Annotated in this window: 22 protein-coding genes; 9 read left to right on the top strand and 13 right to left on the bottom strand. The window is 59.1% G+C overall.

Translation table 11 applies throughout. The features are described from left to right. Positions 1-8 precede the first annotated feature (8 nt). Positions 9-971: a DMT family transporter gene (locus ACP7E4_RS03660; protein WP_426111784.1), complete on the bottom strand. Its 963-nt coding sequence runs from the start codon at positions 969-971 to the stop codon at positions 9-11. Positions 972-1,130: 159 nt separating this feature from the next. On the opposite strand from ACP7E4_RS03660, the gene ACP7E4_RS03655 reads away from it, so the two are divergent. Then, the gene (locus ACP7E4_RS03655) at positions 1,131-1,343 is read left to right on the top strand and encodes a DUF6316 family protein (protein WP_426111786.1); all 213 of its coding nucleotides are present in this window, start codon (positions 1,131-1,133) and stop codon (positions 1,341-1,343) included. A gap of 3 nt (positions 1,344-1,346) precedes the next feature. On the opposite strand, the gene ACP7E4_RS03650 is transcribed toward ACP7E4_RS03655, so the two are convergent. Both ACP7E4_RS03650 and ACP7E4_RS03645 read right to left on the bottom strand, forming a co-directional pair. Beyond that, a complete protein-coding gene (locus tag ACP7E4_RS03650) occupies positions 1,347-1,937 on the bottom strand; it encodes a tRNA-uridine aminocarboxypropyltransferase (protein ID WP_426111788.1) in 591 nt (196 codons plus the stop codon). A gap of 25 nt (positions 1,938-1,962) precedes the next feature. Continuing rightward, a complete protein-coding gene (locus ACP7E4_RS03645) occupies positions 1,963-2,856 on the bottom strand; it encodes a LysR family transcriptional regulator (protein WP_426111790.1) in 894 nt (297 codons plus the stop codon). A 185-nt stretch (positions 2,857-3,041) separates the two neighbouring features. Here ACP7E4_RS03645 and speB point away from each other — a divergent pair, with 185 nt between their 5' ends. The 4 genes from speB (at position 3,042) to ACP7E4_RS03625 (ending at position 6,621) form a co-directional block, all read left to right on the top strand. Beyond that, complete coding sequence (gene speB, locus ACP7E4_RS03640) at positions 3,042-3,992, top strand: agmatinase (RefSeq protein WP_426111792.1); 951 nt, start codon at positions 3,042-3,044, stop codon at positions 3,990-3,992. A 131-nt stretch (positions 3,993-4,123) separates the two neighbouring features. Continuing rightward, positions 4,124-4,510 carry a YybH family protein gene (locus ACP7E4_RS03635; RefSeq protein WP_426111794.1) on the top strand — a complete coding sequence of 129 codons (387 nt, stop codon included), beginning with the start codon at positions 4,124-4,126 and terminating at the stop codon, positions 4,508-4,510. 44 nt (positions 4,511-4,554) lie between these two features. Continuing rightward, positions 4,555-6,078, top strand: coding sequence for a purine-cytosine permease family protein (locus ACP7E4_RS03630; RefSeq protein WP_426111796.1), 1,524 nt, complete (start codon positions 4,555-4,557; stop codon positions 6,076-6,078). Positions 6,079-6,318: 240 nt separating this feature from the next. Next, positions 6,319-6,621: a hypothetical protein gene (locus ACP7E4_RS03625; protein WP_426111798.1), complete on the top strand. Its 303-nt coding sequence runs from the start codon at positions 6,319-6,321 to the stop codon at positions 6,619-6,621. 80 nt (positions 6,622-6,701) lie between these two features. Here ACP7E4_RS03625 and ACP7E4_RS03620 read toward each other — a convergent pair whose 3' ends face one another. The 4 genes from ACP7E4_RS03620 to ACP7E4_RS03605 all read right to left on the bottom strand — a co-directional run bounded on the left by ACP7E4_RS03620 (position 6,702) and on the right by ACP7E4_RS03605 (position 10,034). Beyond that, positions 6,702-6,833, bottom strand: a complete 132-nt coding sequence (locus ACP7E4_RS03620) for a PA1414 family protein (RefSeq protein WP_276204929.1) — start codon at positions 6,831-6,833, stop codon at positions 6,702-6,704. 196 nt (positions 6,834-7,029) lie between these two features. Continuing rightward, the gene (locus tag ACP7E4_RS03615) at positions 7,030-7,959 is read right to left on the bottom strand and encodes a DMT family transporter (RefSeq protein ID WP_426111800.1); all 930 of its coding nucleotides are present in this window, start codon (positions 7,957-7,959) and stop codon (positions 7,030-7,032) included. Positions 7,960-8,010: 51 nt separating this feature from the next. After that, the gene (gene rmuC / locus ACP7E4_RS03610; RefSeq protein WP_426112068.1) at positions 8,011-9,375 is read right to left on the bottom strand and encodes a DNA recombination protein RmuC; all 1,365 of its coding nucleotides are present in this window, start codon (positions 9,373-9,375) and stop codon (positions 8,011-8,013) included. A gap of 236 nt (positions 9,376-9,611) precedes the next feature. Then, the gene (locus tag ACP7E4_RS03605; RefSeq protein ID WP_426111802.1) at positions 9,612-10,034 is read right to left on the bottom strand and encodes a tetratricopeptide repeat protein; all 423 of its coding nucleotides are present in this window, start codon (positions 10,032-10,034) and stop codon (positions 9,612-9,614) included. Positions 10,035-10,564: 530 nt separating this feature from the next. Here ACP7E4_RS03605 and ACP7E4_RS03600 point away from each other — a divergent pair. The 4 genes from ACP7E4_RS03600 (at position 10,565) to ACP7E4_RS03585 (ending at position 13,784) form a co-directional block, all read left to right on the top strand. Next, positions 10,565-10,873 (top strand): hypothetical protein, encoded by a 309-nt coding sequence (locus tag ACP7E4_RS03600; RefSeq protein ID WP_426111804.1) that lies wholly within the window; start codon positions 10,565-10,567, stop codon positions 10,871-10,873. 486 nt (positions 10,874-11,359) lie between these two features. Beyond that, on the top strand, positions 11,360-11,584 hold the full coding sequence (locus tag ACP7E4_RS03595) for a hypothetical protein (RefSeq protein ID WP_020289155.1): 225 nt from the start codon (positions 11,360-11,362) through the stop codon (positions 11,582-11,584). 294 nt (positions 11,585-11,878) lie between these two features. Beyond that, on the top strand, positions 11,879-12,358 hold the full coding sequence (locus tag ACP7E4_RS03590) for a hypothetical protein (protein ID WP_426111806.1): 480 nt from the start codon (positions 11,879-11,881) through the stop codon (positions 12,356-12,358). A gap of 151 nt (positions 12,359-12,509) precedes the next feature. After that, positions 12,510-13,784 carry an OmpP1/FadL family transporter gene (locus ACP7E4_RS03585; protein WP_426111808.1) on the top strand — a complete coding sequence of 425 codons (1,275 nt, stop codon included), beginning with the start codon at positions 12,510-12,512 and terminating at the stop codon, positions 13,782-13,784. Between the two features lie 87 nt (positions 13,785-13,871). On the opposite strand, the gene ACP7E4_RS03580 is transcribed toward ACP7E4_RS03585, so the two are convergent. The 6 genes from ACP7E4_RS03580 to cobU form a co-directional block, all read right to left on the bottom strand. Continuing rightward, positions 13,872-14,423, bottom strand: a complete 552-nt coding sequence (locus tag ACP7E4_RS03580) for a glutathione peroxidase (RefSeq protein WP_426111810.1) — start codon at positions 14,421-14,423, stop codon at positions 13,872-13,874. Positions 14,424-14,645: 222 nt separating this feature from the next. Next, the gene (locus ACP7E4_RS03575) at positions 14,646-15,854 is read right to left on the bottom strand and encodes an MFS transporter (protein ID WP_426111812.1); all 1,209 of its coding nucleotides are present in this window, start codon (positions 15,852-15,854) and stop codon (positions 14,646-14,648) included. Between the two features lie 214 nt (positions 15,855-16,068). Further along, positions 16,069-16,800: an adenosylcobinamide-GDP ribazoletransferase gene (locus ACP7E4_RS03570; RefSeq protein ID WP_426111814.1), complete on the bottom strand. Its 732-nt coding sequence runs from the start codon at positions 16,798-16,800 to the stop codon at positions 16,069-16,071. A 1-nt stretch (position 16,801) separates the two neighbouring features. Then, the gene (gene cobC / locus ACP7E4_RS03565; RefSeq protein WP_426111816.1) at positions 16,802-17,374 is read right to left on the bottom strand and encodes an alpha-ribazole phosphatase family protein; all 573 of its coding nucleotides are present in this window, start codon (positions 17,372-17,374) and stop codon (positions 16,802-16,804) included. After that, complete coding sequence (cobT, locus tag ACP7E4_RS03560) at positions 17,371-18,423, bottom strand: nicotinate-nucleotide--dimethylbenzimidazole phosphoribosyltransferase (RefSeq protein WP_426111818.1); 1,053 nt, start codon at positions 18,421-18,423, stop codon at positions 17,371-17,373. The genes cobC and cobT overlap by 4 nt, the downstream gene beginning before the upstream one ends. Further along, on the bottom strand, positions 18,420-18,941 hold the full coding sequence (gene cobU, locus ACP7E4_RS03555) for a bifunctional adenosylcobinamide kinase/adenosylcobinamide-phosphate guanylyltransferase (RefSeq protein ID WP_426111820.1): 522 nt from the start codon (positions 18,939-18,941) through the stop codon (positions 18,420-18,422). Before cobU ends, cobT begins: the two co-directional genes overlap by 4 nt. Between the last annotated feature and the right edge of the window lie 44 nt (positions 18,942-18,985).

The raw sequence follows: 18,985 nt of genomic DNA, 5'->3' as shown, positions 1-18,985 counted from the left end.
GCCCAGCGTCAGGGCTGCACTGCCAGCCTCGCCTTCCTTGCGCGCCATCCGGCAAGCATCGAAGGGCCGAGTGCGACCAGCGCCGAACCGGCCACCACCAGCACCGCGCCGCCGTAGCCCAGCAGGTTGATCTGCTCGGCTTGCACGTACTCGGGCCACAACCAGGCAGCGATTGCCACGCAGGCAAAGGTCACCAGCGGAGTCAGCGCCAGCGTCGCACTGACGCGCGATGCTTCCCAGTGGGCCAGCGCCTCGGCAAACGCGCCATACGCCACCAGCGTGTTCAAACAGCAGGCCAGCAACAGCCAGCCTTGCAGCGGGCTCAGTTGCAGCGCCTCGGCAGGATGCGCCCACGGCGTAACCAATAGCGCGCAGAACAGATAGATCACCATCATGACCTGCACCGAATTCCACACCGTCAGCAACTGCTTCTGGCTCAGGCCGTAGAACGTCCACACCACCGCCGCCAGGAACACCGTCAGCACGCCTGCGGTGTATTCGCTCATGGACGTCAGCAACTCGCCGAGGCGCTGATTGAAGAACAACGCAAAACCGATCAACAGCACCGCCAGGCCCACGCCTTGCGCAATACTGAAACGTTCCTTGAACAGAAAAATACTGCTGATCAATAACAGGATCGGACCCATCTGAATCATCAACTGGGCGGTGCCGGGGCTGAGCAGATTCAGGCCGATCAGATACAGCACGTAGTTGCCCACCAGCCCCAATACCGCCAGCAGGACCAGAATCTTGCCCTTGCGGCCCAGCACCTTGAAGCTCGGCAAGCGCTTGACTGACGCCAGCCATATGAACAGCAGCGATCCGGACACCAAAAGTCGGAACCACGTCACAGTGACAGGGTCCATCACTTGCAGCACTTGTTTGAGCTTGACGGGCAGAATGCCCCAGAGCAGCGCTGTCAACAGCGCCAGACACAGGCCATAAATCCATCGGCCAGACGAGATGTGCATGAAGAATTCCCAGGCAAGTGCAAAAAGTGCAGGCGATCATTGTAGGTGTGGATTGCGACTCGACACAGTTGCAGTTGAGCGCGCAATACGGCCAGAACTGTTTTAGTCGGCCTTCGCCCCAAGCAGTTCCCCAGATTCATTTTTCAGCAGGAGAAGATCATGTTCGGCAAACGTGAGCAGGACCCGGCCCCCACCGTCCACTATCGCAGTGACCGGGTAACACGGGTCAATGGCGAATATTTTTTCAGCACTCGGGAAAATACCCTTGAAGGTCCGTACCCCAACCGTACTGAAGCCGAGCGCGAAACCGAGGCTTATATTCAACGCATGCAAGCCCTGAACGGCAGCCGGCGCGAAGCTTTGAACAGTTAATGTTCAGCCGTGATTGCGCGCAAAAGTGTCGGCACCCATGGCCTTGATCTGCCCCTCGATCAAGGCTTCGAACGGAGCCAGCAGTGGCGCAAATGACTGCGGCGCTTCAAGGATCTGCAAGGCGTGGGTGATCGCTTCGAGGGTGGACAATGCGTCTGGGCCCGGAGCCTTGCGCAAGCGGTAACGGGACTCGGGCACGTGTTCCAGCGTGACCCGTGGCAGCGCCGCCAGCAGCGGGTTGAGGTGCAGCAATTTGCGCGCCTTGCGCCAGGTACCGTCCGGCACCACCAGCAGCATCGGCAACCCGTTTTTCTCCTGCGTTACCAACGCCTGCGCATCGTCGCCGGGAAATAACAGTCGCGCCTGATAACCCGGCGGATTGAGCAGTTCATGCATGTCTTCAAAAACTTCCCCAACGACCAACTGCGCATTATTCAAGCCCAGCGCCGCCAGCCGCCCGGTGTTCAACGCATGCTGAACTTCACTGGGGTGCTGCAACACCAGCACGCGAGTGCGGCTGTCCAGTTGCGGGATCAGCGAGCACAGGCAATGGCTTTCGGGGCGCAGGCAACGTTCACAGCGCGGGCGGGACATCGGGCGTTCCTCTGGCAGAATTCGGTCAGACAGGATTGAGCTGCGCTTTAAGCAGGTCGCGGAAAGTTTGGATCAACGGCTCGCGGCTGCGACCCCGGCGCACGATCATGGAAAACGGCGCCTGATAACCGAAGGTTGCCGGCAGCAGCACGCGCAAGTGCCCCGAATCCACCCACGAATGGGCATAGTGCTCCGGCAGATAACCGATGTAGGCGCCGGACAGCACCAGAATCAGCTGCGCCTCCATACTTTCCACCGTTGCGGCGCTGTGTTTGAAACCATGCCGTGCCAGTTCCGCCTGGCTCCAGTAACCGCGTCCGACCATGCGTTGCTGGGCGATCACAGGCTCGGGAATACGCCGCTCGGCAAACAAGGTGTGGCGGTTGCTGCAATACAGCCAATGCTGCTCGCGATACAGCGGTTGATACAGCAGACCGTTCATCCGCGTGGAGAACGAGCCGATGGCCAGGTCCAGCCGGTTATCCAGCACGCCGAGCTGCAATTCGTAAGGGCTCATCACCGACAGGTGTAAATGCACCGCCGGGTGTTCTTCGCTGTAGGCACCAATGACTTCGGCAAACGGCAAGGCCGGATCGCTCACCGTGGAGTCCAGCACGCCGAGGTTGAGCGTACCGCGCAGCTCGCCCTTTAGTGCGGCGGCATACAACTCGAACCCTTCCAGCTCACCCAGCAGACGCAGGGTTTCCTGATGAAACAGTTCGCCTTTGCTGGTCAGACTGAACCCGCCGCGCCCCCGATGACACAGGACGATACCCAGCGCCGCTTCCAGCTGGCTCATATAAGTGCTGATCGCCGACGTGGAAAGGTTGAGTTCCTGCTGCGCACTGGCAAAGCCCTGGTGGCGCACCACGCTGGCAAAGATACGCAGCAGTTTGAGATCGGGTAACGCGCTGGGCATGGGGGTTCCGATAGAAAGTGTGTGTTGAATCGCGGCCCCGTAGCAGCGAACGCCAAGGCCACGCAGCTTAGCGCAAAACCGCATTAGTTTCGAAATCTCTAAACTAAGTATTTCGCCCCAGCGATTGTTCCCTGCTGCCCCACTTCCCAGAATCGACGCATTCAAACCAACGATGAGGCAATCCCGTGGAAAAGATTTTTCACCAACCACTGGGCGGCAACGAAATGCCGCGCTTCGCCGGTATTGCCACCATGATGCGCTTGCCGCACCTGCAATCTGCGGCCGGCCTGGACGCTGCTTTTGTCGGCGTGCCACTGGATATCGGCACCTCTCTGCGCGCCGGGACCCGCTTCGGCCCGCGTGAAATTCGCGCTGAGTCAGTGATGATTCGCCCATACAACATGGCCACCGGTGCTGCGCCGTTCGATTCGCTGTCAGTGGCCGATATCGGCGACGTGGCGATCAACACCTTTAACCTGCTGGACGCCGTGCGCATCATTGAAGAAGCCTACGACGAAATCCTCACCCACGACGTGGTGCCGATGACGCTGGGCGGTGACCACACCATTACCCTGCCGATCCTGCGCGCCATTCACAAGAAATACGGCAAGGTCGGCCTGGTGCATATCGATGCCCACGCTGACGTCAACGACCACATGTTCGGCGAGAAAATCGCCCACGGCACTACCTTCCGCCGCGCGGTTGAAGAAGGTTTGCTGGATTGTGATCGCGTCGTGCAGATCGGCCTGCGGGCCCAGGGCTATACCGCCGAAGACTTCAACTGGAGCCGCAAACAAGGCTTCCGCGTAGTTCAGGCGGAAGAATGCTGGCATAAATCCCTCGCGCCGTTGATGGCGCAAGTTCGCGAAAAAGTCGGCGGCGGTCCGGTTTATCTGAGTTTCGATATCGACGGCATCGACCCGGCCTGGGCGCCAGGCACCGGCACCCCTGAAATTGGCGGCCTGACCACCATTCAAGGCATCGAAATCATCCGTGGTTGCCAGGGCCTGGATCTGGTCGGTTGCGATCTGGTGGAAGTCTCGCCACCGTACGACACCACCGGCAACACCTCCCTGCTGGGCGCCAACCTGCTCTACGAAATGCTGTGTGTCTTGCCGGGTGTGACTCACCGCTAGAAACACATGTGGGAGCGAGCTTGCTCGCGAAAAAGCCAACGTAGCCGTCGAGACTCTCGCAATGAGTGACGTAGCATTCGCGAGCAAGCTCGCTCCCACGGTATTCAGTTTGATTGAGAGCCTGGAATTCAATGAGCGACCACAACAACGTACTGCAAGCCGCCGCCGATCTGGTGACGGCGTTTGCCAGCAATAACCGCCAAACGTATTTCGCGGCATTCAGCGCGGACGCGACCTTCGTGTTTTATACCCTGGAAAAACCGCTGCTCAGCCGCAGCGCCTATCAGACGTTGTGGGACAGTTGGCGGGAAGAGGGATTTGAAGTGCTGTCCTGCGTATCCAGCAACGCCCATGTCAGCGTGTATGGCGATGTGGCGATTTTTCTCCACGACGTGACCACCGAGTTGCGCGCAGGGGGCGAGCAAAGCACCAGCGAGGAACGCGAAACCATTGTGTTTGCCCGCCAGGCCTCCGGTAACTGGCTCGCCATTCACGAACATTTGTCGGCTACTCCCTAATAAAAAAGCAGTACTCCACAAGCACCAAATGATCGGAGCAGATCATGGATAACAATAAACAGCGCGCGCCCACCCAACGTCCCACCAGCAGCATCGAAACCTTCGGCGTAGAACAGATTCCCGATCACGCCCGCAGTGCCACTCCCCGCGATTTGTTCCGACTGATTTTCGGCGGCGCCAATACCTTTGCCACCGCAGTGCTGGGCAGTTTTCCGGTATTGTTCGGTTTGTCCTTTCAAGCGGGCGTCTGGGCGATTGTCCTTGGCGTATTGGTCGGTTCGATCATCCTCGCGCCAATGGGCCTGTTCGGCCCACTCAACGGCACTAACAACGCAGTATCGTCCGGCGCGCATTTCGGTGTGCATGGCCGAATCGTCGGTTCGTTCCTGTCGCTGCTCACCGCAATCGCTTTCTTCTCGCTGTCGGTCTGGAGCTCGGGCGATGCATTGATCGGCGGCGCGAAACGTCTGATCAACCTGCCGGAAACCGACCTGACCCTTGGCCTGGCCTACGGCCTGTTCGCCATATTGGTCCTGACAGTCTGCATTTATGGCTTTCGATTCATGCTGTGGGTTAACAAGATCGCGGTCTGGGCGGCGAGCCTGCTGTTCCTGCTGGGGATCTTCGCGTTTGCCAGCACGTTTGATGCGGGCTTCGCCGGCACCGTTGCCATGGGCCAGGAAGGTTTCTGGGCCGCGTTTATCGGCTCGGCGCTGGTTGCCATGAGCAATCCGGTGTCGTTCGGCGCATTCCTCGGCGACTGGTCGCGCTACATTCCACGGGATACGCCCAAGCGGCAGATCATGCTTGCCGTCATCGGCGCCCAGGTCGCAACGTTAATTCCATTCCTGTTTGGCCTGGCCACCGCGACCATCGTCGCCATCAAGGCGCCGGACTACATCGCCGCCAATAACTACGTCGGCGGCCTGCTGGCGGTTTCGCCGACCTGGTTCTTTCTACCGGTGTGCCTGATCGCAGTGATCGGCGGCATGTCCACCGGCACCACGTCGCTGTATGGCACCGGGCTGGACATGTCCAGCGTGTTCCCGCGCGTGCTGTCGCGGGTCAAGGCGACGCTGCTGATCGGCGTGATGTCCATCGCGTTCATCTTCATCGGCCGCTTCGCCGCCAATCTGGTGCAGAGCGTTTCGACCTTCGCGGTGCTGATCATCACCTGCACCACGCCATGGATGGTGATCATGATCATCGGCCTGCTGGTGCGACGCGGCTTTTATTGCCCGGAAGACTTGCAAGTCTTCACCCGGGGCGAAAAAGGCGGTCGTTACTGGTTCAGCCACGGCTGGAACTGGCGCGGGCTGGGTGCCTGGATTCCCAGCGCGCTGGTTGGCCTGTGCTTCGTGAACCTGCCGGGGCAGTTCGTCGGTCCGCTGGGCAACCTGGCCCAAGGCATCGACATCAGCCTGCCGGTTACCCTGGGCCTGGCGTCTCTGGTGTATCTGGCCCTGCTCAGCCTGTTTCCGGAACCGGCTGCCGTGTATGGCCCCAACGATCCGCGCAGCCAGAAATCCCTTGGCGCTGCTCCGGTAGCGGAACAGACGGCTGTCTGACCGTTGCCGCTACTAGCGAACATAAAAGAGGATGTCCACGGACATCCTTTTTTACATCTGCAGCTTTCTATGCCCCGAGTTACGGCGGATTTGAGCTAGCCTTGATGATGCAGTGCAAGGAATGCTGTACACCGAATTGCTGTTCATCAAGCAGATCACATGCATATGGATCGATTTGGAAACACCCTGTTTTATGGAAGTTGGGGCTGATCCTCTAAATGACGGATAACAGGGGCTTTCATGAACCGCAACGAAATCCAGCAACACGTCTTCGACACGATAGGCATCATCCTGGTCGACAAGTCAGAGATTCATGAAGATTCCAGCTTCAAGGATTTGATGCTCGATGAGGATGATGTGAACGAGCTGTTCAAACAATTGCAGGATGACTACGGCTTTGAATTCCCGGCCGCCGTCAAACTGCGGGCCGTCGAAAAACCGGAAGAGTTGATCCTGCCCATGCTGGTGGACTTGATCCTGATGCTGAAAAAAGACCAGCCAAAGCGCTCGGACAAAAAACCCGAGGGTACAAGCAAGGAATAAAAAGGAAGATCAGGCCGCCATTCAGGGCCTGTTATCAGCGACGGGACGCGGGCGCGCCCCGGCAGAAGACGCCGTTTCGACTACCGACGTGGACGGCGTTGTTTATCATTCTTGTCGTTGCTGCGCACCGGAATCGGTTGCAGTTTGGGCCGTTCGATAAGACCCAAGGCAACGCCCAGATCGTGAAGCCATTCTTGCAGTTTGGTATTCATAAAGCCCCCTTCAGGGAAATACTCGACGACCGACATCTTTAAGCCGCTTCAACAGAATAGTGCTATTTCACACTTTACGCCTGCTACCGAGTGTCGCGGAAAAACATTTTTCCCGATGTGCCCAATGTGACAGCTTCAGGACTAATCCCACGTATTTAAACGACCAACGGCAGCCCAAGACATGCGCCGACACAGTTTAGCGCCTCAGCAGTCCGCGCAACTTGCGGCGAATCCATTGTTCGCCGCTGACCAGGGTAATCCCGAGTAAAACCAGAATCGCCCCGATCACAAAATTGAAGCTCAGCGGCTCATCCAGCAGCAGCACGCCGAAGGTCACGCCAAACAGCGGCGTCATGAACGAAAACACCGCCAGATTCGACGCCAGGTACCGGCGCAGCAGCCAGAACCAGGCGAGGTAACTCGCGCACGACACCACCAACCCTTGAAACAGCACGCTGCCAATGCCAACCGGCGTCAGCTCGACCTGGGTGATCTGGCCGCTGACCGCAGCAATTAGCAGCAGCCCGACCAGACACACCATCAATTGATAAAACAGAGTCAGGGTTACCGGCGCCTCGGACAGTCGGGATGCGCGCACCACTACGGTGGTTGCACCCCACGCCATGCCCGCCAGTACGCCAAGGCCATCGCCGATGAGCATGTTGCGATCGATGTTGGTCAATGACATGCCGCCGACGAAAGCCGTGGCGATACCCAGGAACGCGAGAAAAATCCCCAACCACTGCAGCGGTCGTAGCCGCTCGCTGGGCAGACGCCAATGCAGCCCCAGCGCGGTAAAGATCGGCGCGGTATAAAGGAACACCGACATATGCGCAGCACTGGTCAGCGCCAGACCCTGGGCGATGAACAAAAACTCCAGGCCGAAGAGCGATCCGGCCAGCAGCCCGGCGCGCCAGGTGCTGTTGATTTTCCGGTGGCCGCCTTGCCAGCACAGCGCAACACCCACGATCAGCGCGGCGATGCCGGAACGTCCCGCGGCCTGCATGATTGGCGCAATGTCCGGTGCAGCCCACTTGATCAGCACTTGCTGCAAGCCCCAGATCACGCACAGCACCAGCATGACTTGCAGGGCGAAACCATCGGCGCTTTTGCGCGTCACGCTCATGCTCAAAGAGTCCATTCGGAAAAAGAAAAGCGGCGGATCATCTCACACCTTTTATTCAGGTAGCTGCGCCAGGCCTTCATCGTCGGTCATTGCCCGCTCCAGTAGCTCCGCTGGCAGGTTCTTGCTGGCACGCGCGCCGAGCAACTTGAGCTGCTCGCTGCGACTGACCAGGTTGCCGCGCCCATCCGTGAGCTTGTTGCGCGCCGCGCTGTAGGCTTTGTCCAACTGCTGCAAGCGATTGCCAACTTCATCCAGATCCTGAATGAACAGCACGAATTTGTCGTAAAGCCAGCCGGCCCGCTCGGCGATTTCCCGGGCGTTCTGGCTCTGGCGCTCCTGCTTCCAGAGGCTGTCGATCACCCGCAAGGTCGCCAGCAACGTCGTCGGGCTGACAATCACGATGTTGCGGTCGAAGGCCTCCTGAAACAGATTGGGTTCGGCTTGCAACGCGGCAGAAAAAGCCGCCTCGATCGGCACGAACAACAACACGAAATCCAGACTGTGCAAACCTTCCAGACGTTTATAGTCTTTGCCGGACAAGCCTTTGACGTGGTTGCGCAGCGACAACACATGCTGCTTCAACGCCGCCTGACCGATAACTTCGTCGTCGGCGCTGACGTATTGCTGGTAAGCCGTCAGGCTGACTTTGGCGTCGACCACCACCTGCTTGTCGCCCGGCAGCATGATCAGCACATCCGGCTGGAAGCGCTCGCCATCCGGCCCCTTGAGGCTGACTTGCGTCTGATATTCGCGGCCCTTTTCCAGGCCGGCGTGTTCCAGCACACGCTCAAGAATCAGCTCGCCCCAATTGCCTTGGGTCTTCTGGCCTTTGAGCGCGCGGGTCAGGTTGGTCGCCTCATCGCTCAGGCGTTGATTGAGCTGCTGCAAACGCTCCAGTTCCTTGCTGAGGGAGAAGCGTTCCCGGGCCTCCTGCTGGTAGCTTTCCTCTACACGCTTTTCGAACGACTGAATGCGTTCCTTGAGCGGATTGAGCAACTGCCCGAGTTGTTGCTGACTGGTTTCGGCAAAGCGCTGCTCACGCTCATCGAAAATCTTCCCGGCCAGTTCAGCGAACTGGGCACGCAGCTCGTCTCGCGAACCCTGAAGGTCATCCAGGCGCTGCTGATGGCTTTCCTGTTGCTCACGCAGCTCGGCAGCCAGTGAAGCGCCGCGTGCGTCCAGCTGGCGCAACTCAGCCTCTTTGGCGGAACGTTCGATGCTCCAGGCCTGCGCCGCATCCTGGGCACTGTCGCGTTCCTGACGCAGCAATTCCACTTCCCGCCGCAGCGCCGCAAGGTCGGCCTGCTTTTGCGCATTGGCCTGGCTCAAATCGCTGATTTCATCGCGGCTGGCGTCCAGCTGCGCGCTGAGCCCGTCCTGAGCCATCTGCGCAGTACTCAAACGCTCGTCCAGCAATGCGCTTTCGGCCTGCTGGCGAACCAGCTTGCGCTGCAGCTGCCAGGCCAAGGCCAGTAAAGGTATTGCCGCTGCACCAAGCCCCAGTAAAAGGCTGGTCAAGTCCATCGCCATAGAGACTCCTGGTGTCTGTCTCGAGCCACTGACAGTAAAGACATGCCGAACTCCGATTCCCGGCATTATGCGCAGAACAGCGATTTGCGCCAGACATCGGTTGTCATGGCAGATGCTGCGGCTCAGTAACGGTTTAGCTGGCCGAGCAGTCGTTGCGCGTCGAGTGAACCCTTGGCCGATGCAAGTTCGAGCCAGTGCCGCGCCTGGCGGGGCTCGCTGATCGGGGCCTGGGTACACAGACGCCCGTATTCGTACTGCGCAGTGCAATCGCCAGCCCGAGCGGCCTGCCGCAGCAGTTCGTGACCGATGCGCCGATCACGGGCGTTGCCACAATCGTGGCACAGCATTTTGCCTAATCGGCTCTGCGCCACCACAACTCCTTGACGCGCCGGTTGCTTGAGCAGGCGACCGGCAAAATGCTTGATACTCGGTTTGCTGCCCAGACGTGGGCTGTCCAGCAGCCACAAGGCAACGCGCAACGAAAACCGTGGAGGTTCGTTTGAAGAAGTTCGAGGCTCTAGAGATGGATCAGGACGCGGTTTCATAAACACTGCGGGGGCAAATCAGGAGGCGCGCAACTCTACACTTTTTCTCGCCGAGGTAAAGTCCCGAAACCAAGAGATGCCCGAAATAGAGCAAGCGCTTGGGACAATCCACAGAACCTGTGGATAACTCAGTGGACAACCGTACTTTAACTCTCGCAAACGTAGGCAGAATGGGGCCTCCACTCAAACTGACGATTTTTTCACCAGTTAAAAAATACGATGTTTTTCATTGACTTAATAATTCACCACGGTAAATCAAGCTCTTAGGAGCGGTTGTGACAGTGATGTGGCAGCATCGTCGCGCAATGTGCACAACTCAATTTCCAACCGCTATCAGACACCCTTGCCGTCATCGCAAATCCGCATTGAGCGAGACTCATTTTCAATCAGGGCAGCCCCGGCAGGTCAGCCAGTGGTGCATGAATCGACCGCTGCCACGGCACTGGCATCGGAAAATCCGGCATTCAACTTTCCAATCTGGTCGTGTCAGTGGAATATAGGCGGCCATTTTCCAGCAACGGTCTTCTTCCTTGCGTGAAGTTTTCAAGTTTATTGCCCTGTTGTTGCTCGTCTGCACCGTTACCATCGCGGTCACACTGACGCTGCCGATGCCTGATAACGCTGTATTCGCCGTTGCAGTACTGCTGCCGGCCATCGCGCTGGCGTTGATCATCAGCGTTGAGTTGAGCGAAGGCCGGATCAACGGCGTGGGCGAAATCATGCGTGCCATCGAAACCCGCCAATCCAGGCGCCTGACGCTTGCCGCATATCTATTGGGCTGCGCGCTGGTGGCCGCGACGCTGGTGTTGGTGTACGACGGGGTTTTTCGTACGCGGTAGATTTTATTTGGCACTGCCCCTTCCATCGCGGTCGATGATCGGTTAGCATTGCCGCCGTTAGTACCAAGCTGAAAGTCAATTCTGGTCGAACAATCCCCCCGACAAGCATCCTTCCGATTCGAAGGTGTTGTTGCCAATAAGGGATCGACCACCTCGATGGTTTCCAGACATGAACCCTACGCGCTGATTACCCACCAACGGGAGCTGTAGCGTAAAAAGTTTCATGGCCTGATAGAACCAGCCTGCAAATTGATCAGGATCTGCACCCAGAGCGGCGAACCTTTGCTCTTGTTGTGTTGCCTGCCCTCCTAAGTACCTACCGGTCAGCCCGAGCGCCATACAATCCAGCGCGCTTCAACTGTCTGCTTTGTTCCAGTCAGGTTCTTCGCCCTGCCCTACCTGAAAATAACAGGTGTTGGCCCGCGTTTACTGGGACGTTTTATTTTTGCACGGCCTTATTCCGTGTTGTTCAGGAACACCATAACCATGACTACTCATACACAGACTCAGGATGCCATCCGCACCCTTACTCACGCTTTCGCACCAATGAACTGCCTGATCATGGCTGCTCGCAAAGGTTGCTTCAGCTTCACCATCGTCAACGAACACGGCATCGCTCGTCACAGCGAACGCCTGTACCCCGATCAGTACTCCAGCGCCGAGCCGCTGCAGGCCGTGATCGAGCGTACCCGTCAGGCACTGGTTGCCTGATAGAGACCGCATACTGAGCGCCACTCAGCCGGTCAATAAAGCCCCGCCCCTCGAAAGGCGGGGCTTTTTTTCGTCTGCGTTTCGGCCTTCTGAATCACTCGATAATCCGCGCTGCCTATCGCCAAGGGATATATAGAGAGCAGTGCTAGACGGGAAATAATTTAAAAACAGGGTTTTACACGCAATAGATGACACTACACTTCAACTTGAGCGGCAATGCCGCTTCCGGCGAGCCTGATCCGATTCATCGCTGCCACGCGCCAGGCTCGTTGGCCACCAGCTCCCGAGGGTGTCATGGGAATTGCAGCCAGTGATCTATCTCGACACGTTATTCGGCCGACATTGATATATCTCGATCGTCATAGTGCTTGCGCCGAATCCTTCCTGCTTGGCGTTGCCGCCAGCCAGTCAGCCCTGGGCGCCGCCCTCGACAGCCGACGCGGCCATGGCCTGTACTGCATCCCCGAACTGCGCCACCGACAGATCTGGGACAATTACCTGGCCCTTGATCCTGAATTGGCCAGCCGGGTGCGCGGACTTGCCAGCCAGCATGCGTTTCTCACCGGACCGCATCTGGAGCTGACCGTCAATTTGCGCTACTCCACTGCCATCGCCTGGTTGATGGTCGAAGCCCACGGCGTATTTTTGCCCAGCGATGAAAACCCGCTACTGATGGCCAGAATCTGGCGAGAAATATTTGAGCCCCAAGGACGTTTGAGGGACTTCATCAGTGCGTGGCAAAGTTGCGTCGCACCGCTTTCCTACCCTGTGTGAACAGGCTTGCGGAAAATCACGTTAGCGGGAGATCCCACCACAATATAAGGATTGTCCTACAAGAATCGCTCTAACTCGCGGCATTCAGGCTATAGCGCATTGCTAAAAATGTTGGTAATTTCCGCGCGGTGATCAACACGGAGTTCTAATAATGAAAAAAGTAATGCTCAAGACCACACTTAGCCTCGCAGTCAGCCTGGTTTCCTCTCAACTGTTCGCTGCCGGTTTCGCCATCAACGAGCAGAGTATCAGCGGGATGGGGACTGGTTTTGCCGGCCGCTCTTCTTCTGCCGATGATGCCAGCACCGTATTTGGCAACCCCGCCGGGATGTCCCGCCTGAAGAGCGAGCAAGTGAGTGTTGGCGCAGCCGCCATCATCGCCAAGACCGATATCAAGCACGGTCGTGGCACTTTCGGCGGCAGTAACGATGGCGATATGGTACCGGTCGTCGGCGTTCCGATGGGCTACTACGTAAAACCTATCGATGATCACTGGGCATTTGGCGTTGGTGTCTATGTTCCTTTCGGTCTGGTTACCGACTACGAAAGCGGCTTCGCGGGCCGTTACTGGGGCGACAAGAGCCACGTTCAGGTCATCACCTTCCAGCCAACCGTCAGCTACGCCTTCAACGACAAGGTCTCCATCGGGTTCGGCCCGACCATCAACCGCCTTGACGGTGAACTGACTTCCTCGACGTTGACCGCCGCTACTCCGGGCCGCAACGATGGCAAAGTCAAGATCAAAGGTGATGACACTGCAATCGGCTTCAACGTCGGCATCCTGGTGCAGGCCACTGACACCACGCGTCTGGGCCTGACCTACCACTCCAAGGTCGATTACAAACTCGACGGCAAAACCAAGATCCAGGGCGCCGGCTTCGGCCCGTTCAGCGGCCAGAAGTACGATGCTTCGCTGGACATCAGCACGCCTGAATCGGTCGATTTCTCGGTCACGCAACAGCTCGACGAGAACTGGACTGTCTATGCGGGCAGTACCTGGACGCGCTGGAGCCGTCTGGAAGACATCACCGTAAATAACGATGGCGTTCCACGTCAGCTGGGTGGTTCGACTGGCGCCATTGGCACGATCTCCGAAGAGCAGAACTGGCACGACACCTGGGCACATGCCATCGGTGCCTCGTACAAGGTCAATAAAGAGTGGACCTTGCGCACCGGTTTCTCGGTGGATCAGTCGCCAACCAACAACACCAACCGTTCGCCACGCATCCCGACCGGCGACCGCAAGGTGTTCAGCCTGGGCGCTGGCTGGAGCCCGACCGACAAGATGACCATCGACGTGGCGTATTCGTATCTGCACGAAGACAAAACGAAGATTCGTGATGCCAGTTCGACCAAGGGCGCGTACAGCGCTGACTACCAGAACAGCGCACACGGCCTGGGTACTTCGGTCACCTATCGCTTCTGATACTGAGAACCCGGTAGGCTGAAAAAGCTACCGTCCGTTCACAAAAAGCCCCGCAATCGCGGGGCTTTTTGCTGCATGGCAATCAGGTCATGGCCTGGAAGCGATCGCCTTTTCGACGGCGGCGATCAGTTCCGGATCATCCGGCGCAGTCAGGCTGGAGAAGTTGGCGATGACCTTGCCCTGACGATCGATGACGTATTTGTAGAAGTTCCAGCGCGGCGCACTGCTTTGCTCGGCGAGGACTTTGAACAGGTGCGTCGCCTGCGGACCTTTGACAATCTGCGGCTCGGTCATGGTGAAGGTCACACCGTAGTTCACGTAGCAAACCTTGGCCGTTTCTTCACCATCCCTGGACTCCTGCTTGAAGTCGTTGGACGGCACACCGACCACCTCCAGCCCTTGCCCCTTGAAGCGTTGATTCAACGCCTCCAGGCTTTTGAACTGCGGCGCGAAGCCACAGAAACTGGCGGTATTGACCACCAGCATCGGCTTGCCGGCAAAGCGCTGGCACAGGTCGATATTTTCCTTGGCGCGCAGTTTGGGCAGCTCGCCCTGCAGCAACGCTGGACATTCGGCAGCCAGCGCCGGACCGGTCATGGCAAACATAAGAAGTGGAAGAGAAAACCAGCGAATGGTCATACGGCACCTGAGCGCACCGAGGGTGCGATAGTTATTGTCTGTGGACACGCTACCCCGCGTCGCAAAAAATGCCTGGTCGAGCGGGATAAAGGTTACACATTCAAGCTCAGCAAGCACCCATGCCCAACTGCAATGCAGCCAGGCCGACACCTTGCCATGCCCACCAGACCAGCATCAGCAACAGCGCAATACCAAAGCCGGCACCCCAGCTCCAGAACCTGTTCACGCAGCATTCCCCTGCATCTGCAGACGCGCCACCGGACGCTCGCGTACCGGCCAGTTCAATGCGGCGGCCAGCAGGCTGAGCAGGATCGATACCTGCCAGATCAAATCGTAATTTCCGGTCCGGTCATACACCACGCCACCCAGCCAACCGCCAAGAAAGGCGCCCAACTGGTGGAACAGGAACACAATGCCACCAAGCATCGACAGGTTGCGCACGCCAAACAGCGTGGCGACCGTGCCATTGGTCAGCGGTACCGTCGACAGCCACAGCAAGCCCATTGCTACACCGAACAGATACGCCGTGGTTTCGCTCAACGGCACCCACAGGAACAACGCGATTACCACCGCACGCAGCAAATACAGGCTGGTCAACAGGCGCGGCTTGGACATCCGCCCGCCCAGCCAACCTGCGGTATAGGTGCCGAAGATATTGAACAGGCCGATCAGCGCCAGCACCGTGGTGCCGACCTTGGCCGGCAAATGCTGATCAACCAGATAAGCTGGCAGATGCACGCCGATGAACACCACCTGAAAGCCGCAAACGAAGAAACCCAGAGCCAGCAACCAGAAGCCGGAATGGGAACAGGCTTCGTGCAGTGCTTCACGCAGGGTCTGCTCACCACCGACCAGGGCGGTAGGAACGTCCTTGAGCATCATTACCAAAGGCAGAATCAAGGCGACCAACGCACCTAATACCAGCAAGGCACTGGACCAGCCCAGCCAGCTGATCAATCCCAGCGTGCCCGGCAACATGGCGAACTGCCCGAACGACCCGGCGGCGCTGGCGATCCCCATGCCCATGCTGCGTTTTTCCGCAGGCAGCGCCCGCCCCACCACACCGAGAATCACCGAAAACGAGGTGCCCGAAAGACCGATGCCGATCAACAAGCCCGCGCTCAGGGACAAACTCAAAGGCGAGTCGGCCATGCTCATGGTCATCAAGCCAATCGCATAGAGAATCCCGCCGACGAATACCACTTTGGCGGCGCCGAAACGGTCCGCCAAAGCGCCCGCAAATGGCTGCGCCAGGCCCCACATCAGATTCTGAAAGGCAATGGCAAAGGCGAACACCTCGCGACCCCAGCCGAAATCGGCACTCATGGGCGCCAGGAACAAGCCGAAGCCGTGCCTGGTGCCCAACGACAGCGCCAGAATCAGCGCACTGCCCAACAGAATCCAACCACTGGTACGCCAAACCGATGTCATGCTTATTCTCCAGGCAAAGCCGGCCAAGTTGGTACGTGGATATACCCGTAACAGGATGTGTGCAAGGGAGGATGGTGTCAATGTTGACGACCCGCGCCGTCGCCCAGCGTCACGCCGATGTCGTTGGAACGAGGCTTGCCCGCGAATCAGACGCGTCGGTGGGCCAGACAGACTGCGTTATGGTTCTTCGCGAGCAAGCTCGGCTCTCACGGTTTTATAAAATCGCCACCGCCAGCAAGACCGCCACTTCCAGCAGCTCCAGCATCGCACCCGCGGTATCGCCGGTGGTGCCGCCGAGTCGGCGCAGCATCAGATGCCGTAGCCAGAAGAACCCTACTGAGGCGACCAGCAGCGCCAGCAAACCGGAGATTCCGGCGATCAGCACGCAGGACAACGCGCTGATCAGCAAGACCTGCCGACCGGCTCTACGTGGCAAGTGATCGGCCAAGGCCTGGCCCAGACCGCCAGCGCGCACATAAGGCGTGCCGAGGAACAAGCCCAGCATCGCCGCGCGCCCGATCAACGGCGCAAGCAGCAAGCCCAGTGTCTGTTGATTTTCGATCAATGCCATTAGTGCGCTGAATTTGAGCAGCAACACCAGCACCAGCGTCACCACCGCAATCGGCCCGCTGCGCGGGTCTTTCATGATGCTCAGCGTACGCTCGCGGTCGCCGAAACCGCCAAGCCAGGCGTCGGCGCTGTCGGCCAGGCCATCCAGATGCAGGCCGCCGCTGAGCAACACCCAGGCGGTCAGCAGCAACGCCGCGTGAAGCATCGGCGGTGCGCCGTCGAGCAGCGCATTCAGACTCAGCAGCAATACGCCGAACAGCACACCAACCAGAGGATAGAACAGCAGCGAACGGCCCAATTCCTGGGGTTGCGGCATGCCGGGCAGACGAATCGGCAGACTGCTGAGAAATTGCAGGGCTATCCAGAACGGCAACATCTCAAACCTCCGCCAGCAAGCCGCCCGCAGCGACTGTTATCGACAGCAGCGCACCGTGCCCGACCTGAACTTGCAGCAACTGTTCACGAGGCAGGCCCCGCGCCTGGGCAAGCAACAAACGCATTACGCCGCCGTGACTGATCAGCAACACCCGTTCGCCAGCATAAGCCTGCTGTAAACCCTGCACCGCAGCCAGAACCCGTGCCGAGAACTCAAGCACCGGTTCGCCATTGGGCGGAGTAAAGCTGTACGGATCAGCCCAGAACAGTCCCAGCCCTTCGGCATCGGTTCCCATCAGCTGTGCAGCGCTGTGCCCTTCCCAATCGCCGAAATGCAATTCCTGCAACGCGGGTTCAAAGCTCAACGGCAGCGCCGACTGTTCGGCCAGTTCTTCGGCGAAACGCGCGCAGCGTTGCAAAGGCGAGCTGACGATCCGATCCCACGGCCCTCCTTCGATTACCGCCGCACGCATTTGCGCCCAGCCGATATCGGTCAGGGCGTCGTCGAGGCTGCCGCGCATGCCGCCGCCGAGTTCGGTTTCGCCGTGGCGCAGCAGGTCCAGGAGCAAAGTCATGCCGGGCGATCTGCCACGGCGGCTTCAGCGAAGGTCGCCATGCCGTTGTGCAGCTGACAAGCCAGACGCACCAGCGGCACCGCCAACGCCGAGCCGCTGCCTTCGCCCAGACGCAGGCCCAGATCCAGCAGCGGTTCGGCGTGCAGGGTTTCCAGCAGATGACGATGCCCAGGTTCCGCGCCACGGTGGCCGAACAACAGCCATTCCCGGCACGAAGGATTCAAGCGCACCGCTACCAACGCGGCCACGCTGCAGATGAAACCATCGACCAGCACCGCGATGCCTTCCTGGGCGCAGGCCAGATACGCGCCGACCAGCGCCGCGATTTCAAAGCCGCCCAGGCTGAACAGGCTTTGCAGCGGATCGCCCGCGTGCTCGACATGCAGCGCCAGCGCGGCTTCAATCACGTGGGTTTTATGGGCGATGCCCGCTGCATTCAGGCCGGTGCCGGGACCGACCAGCAGCTGTGCCGCGCATTCCAGCAACGAGCAGGCCACAGCACTGGCCGAGGCAGTGTTACCGATGCCCATTTCGCCGCCCACAAACAATTCGCTGCCCACCGCCTTGGCACGCAACACGCTGTCGCGTCCGGCCTGTAACGCCAGCAAACCCTGTTCCTGAGTCATCGCCGGGCCCTTGGCGAAGTTGGCCGTACCCGCACCGATGCGCAAATGACGTACACCCGGCAGGTCCAGCGGCGCAACGGTGCCCAGATCCACCACATCCAGTTGCGCTGCCAGTTGCCGGGCCAGCACGCTGATGGCCGCGCCGCCAGTGACGAAGTTATGCAGCATTTGCCCGGTCACTTCCTGGGGATAGGCCGAGACACCTTCGGCCACCACCCCATGATCTCCGGCAAAAATCGCGATCCACAGCGCATCGGCACCGGGTTTGACCCGGCCCTGTAGACCGGCGAGCTGCACCGCGACCCGCTCAAGCTGGCCGAGGGACCCGGCGGGCTTGGTCAATTGCTGCTGACGCGCCAGCGCTTCTTCGCGCACGGCCACGTTGCTGGCTTGCGCGGGATTGAGCCACCAGGAATTACTCATAATGCGGATCCTTTCAAAGTCAGTGGCAAGCCGGCAACGGTCAACACCACGCGATGGCAACGTTCGGCCAGGGCTTGATGCAACAGGCCGGCTTCGTCGACATAGCGGCGGGTCAACTCACCGAGAGGCACGACGCCCAACCCGGTTTCATTGCTGACAAAAATGATTTCACCCAGCAGCAGCGCCAGGCAATCGAGCAGTGCCTCACGCTCCAGCGCCAGACGCTCGGGGTTTTCCAGCAGCAACAGGTTGGTGAGCCACAACGTCAGGCAATCCACCAGCAGGCAATGGTCCGGTGCGGCGTTTTCCCGCAGCACGCGGCTCAGTTCGAGTGGTTCTTCGATCAGCCCCCAGTTTTCCGGACGCCGCTGGCGATGCAACGAGACACGCTGATTCAGCTCGGCGTCCACCGGCTGGCTGGTGGCGATATAAATGACGTCCAGCCCCGACTCGCTGGCAAGCTTTTCCGCCAGACGACTCTTACCGGAGCGCGCCCCGCCGAGGATCAGTTGTTGCATATGTGCGCGCCTCTTCTTAGAAAACTCGGAACTGCTTGTCTAGC

Source organism: Pseudomonas sp. DSP3-2-3 (genome assembly GCF_049898225.1).
In the GTDB taxonomy this organism is placed as follows: Bacteria; Pseudomonadota; Gammaproteobacteria; order Pseudomonadales; family Pseudomonadaceae; genus Aquipseudomonas.
The sequence above is the reverse complement of the archived record's forward strand: the minus strand, read 5'-3'. Positions and strand labels throughout refer to the sequence as shown.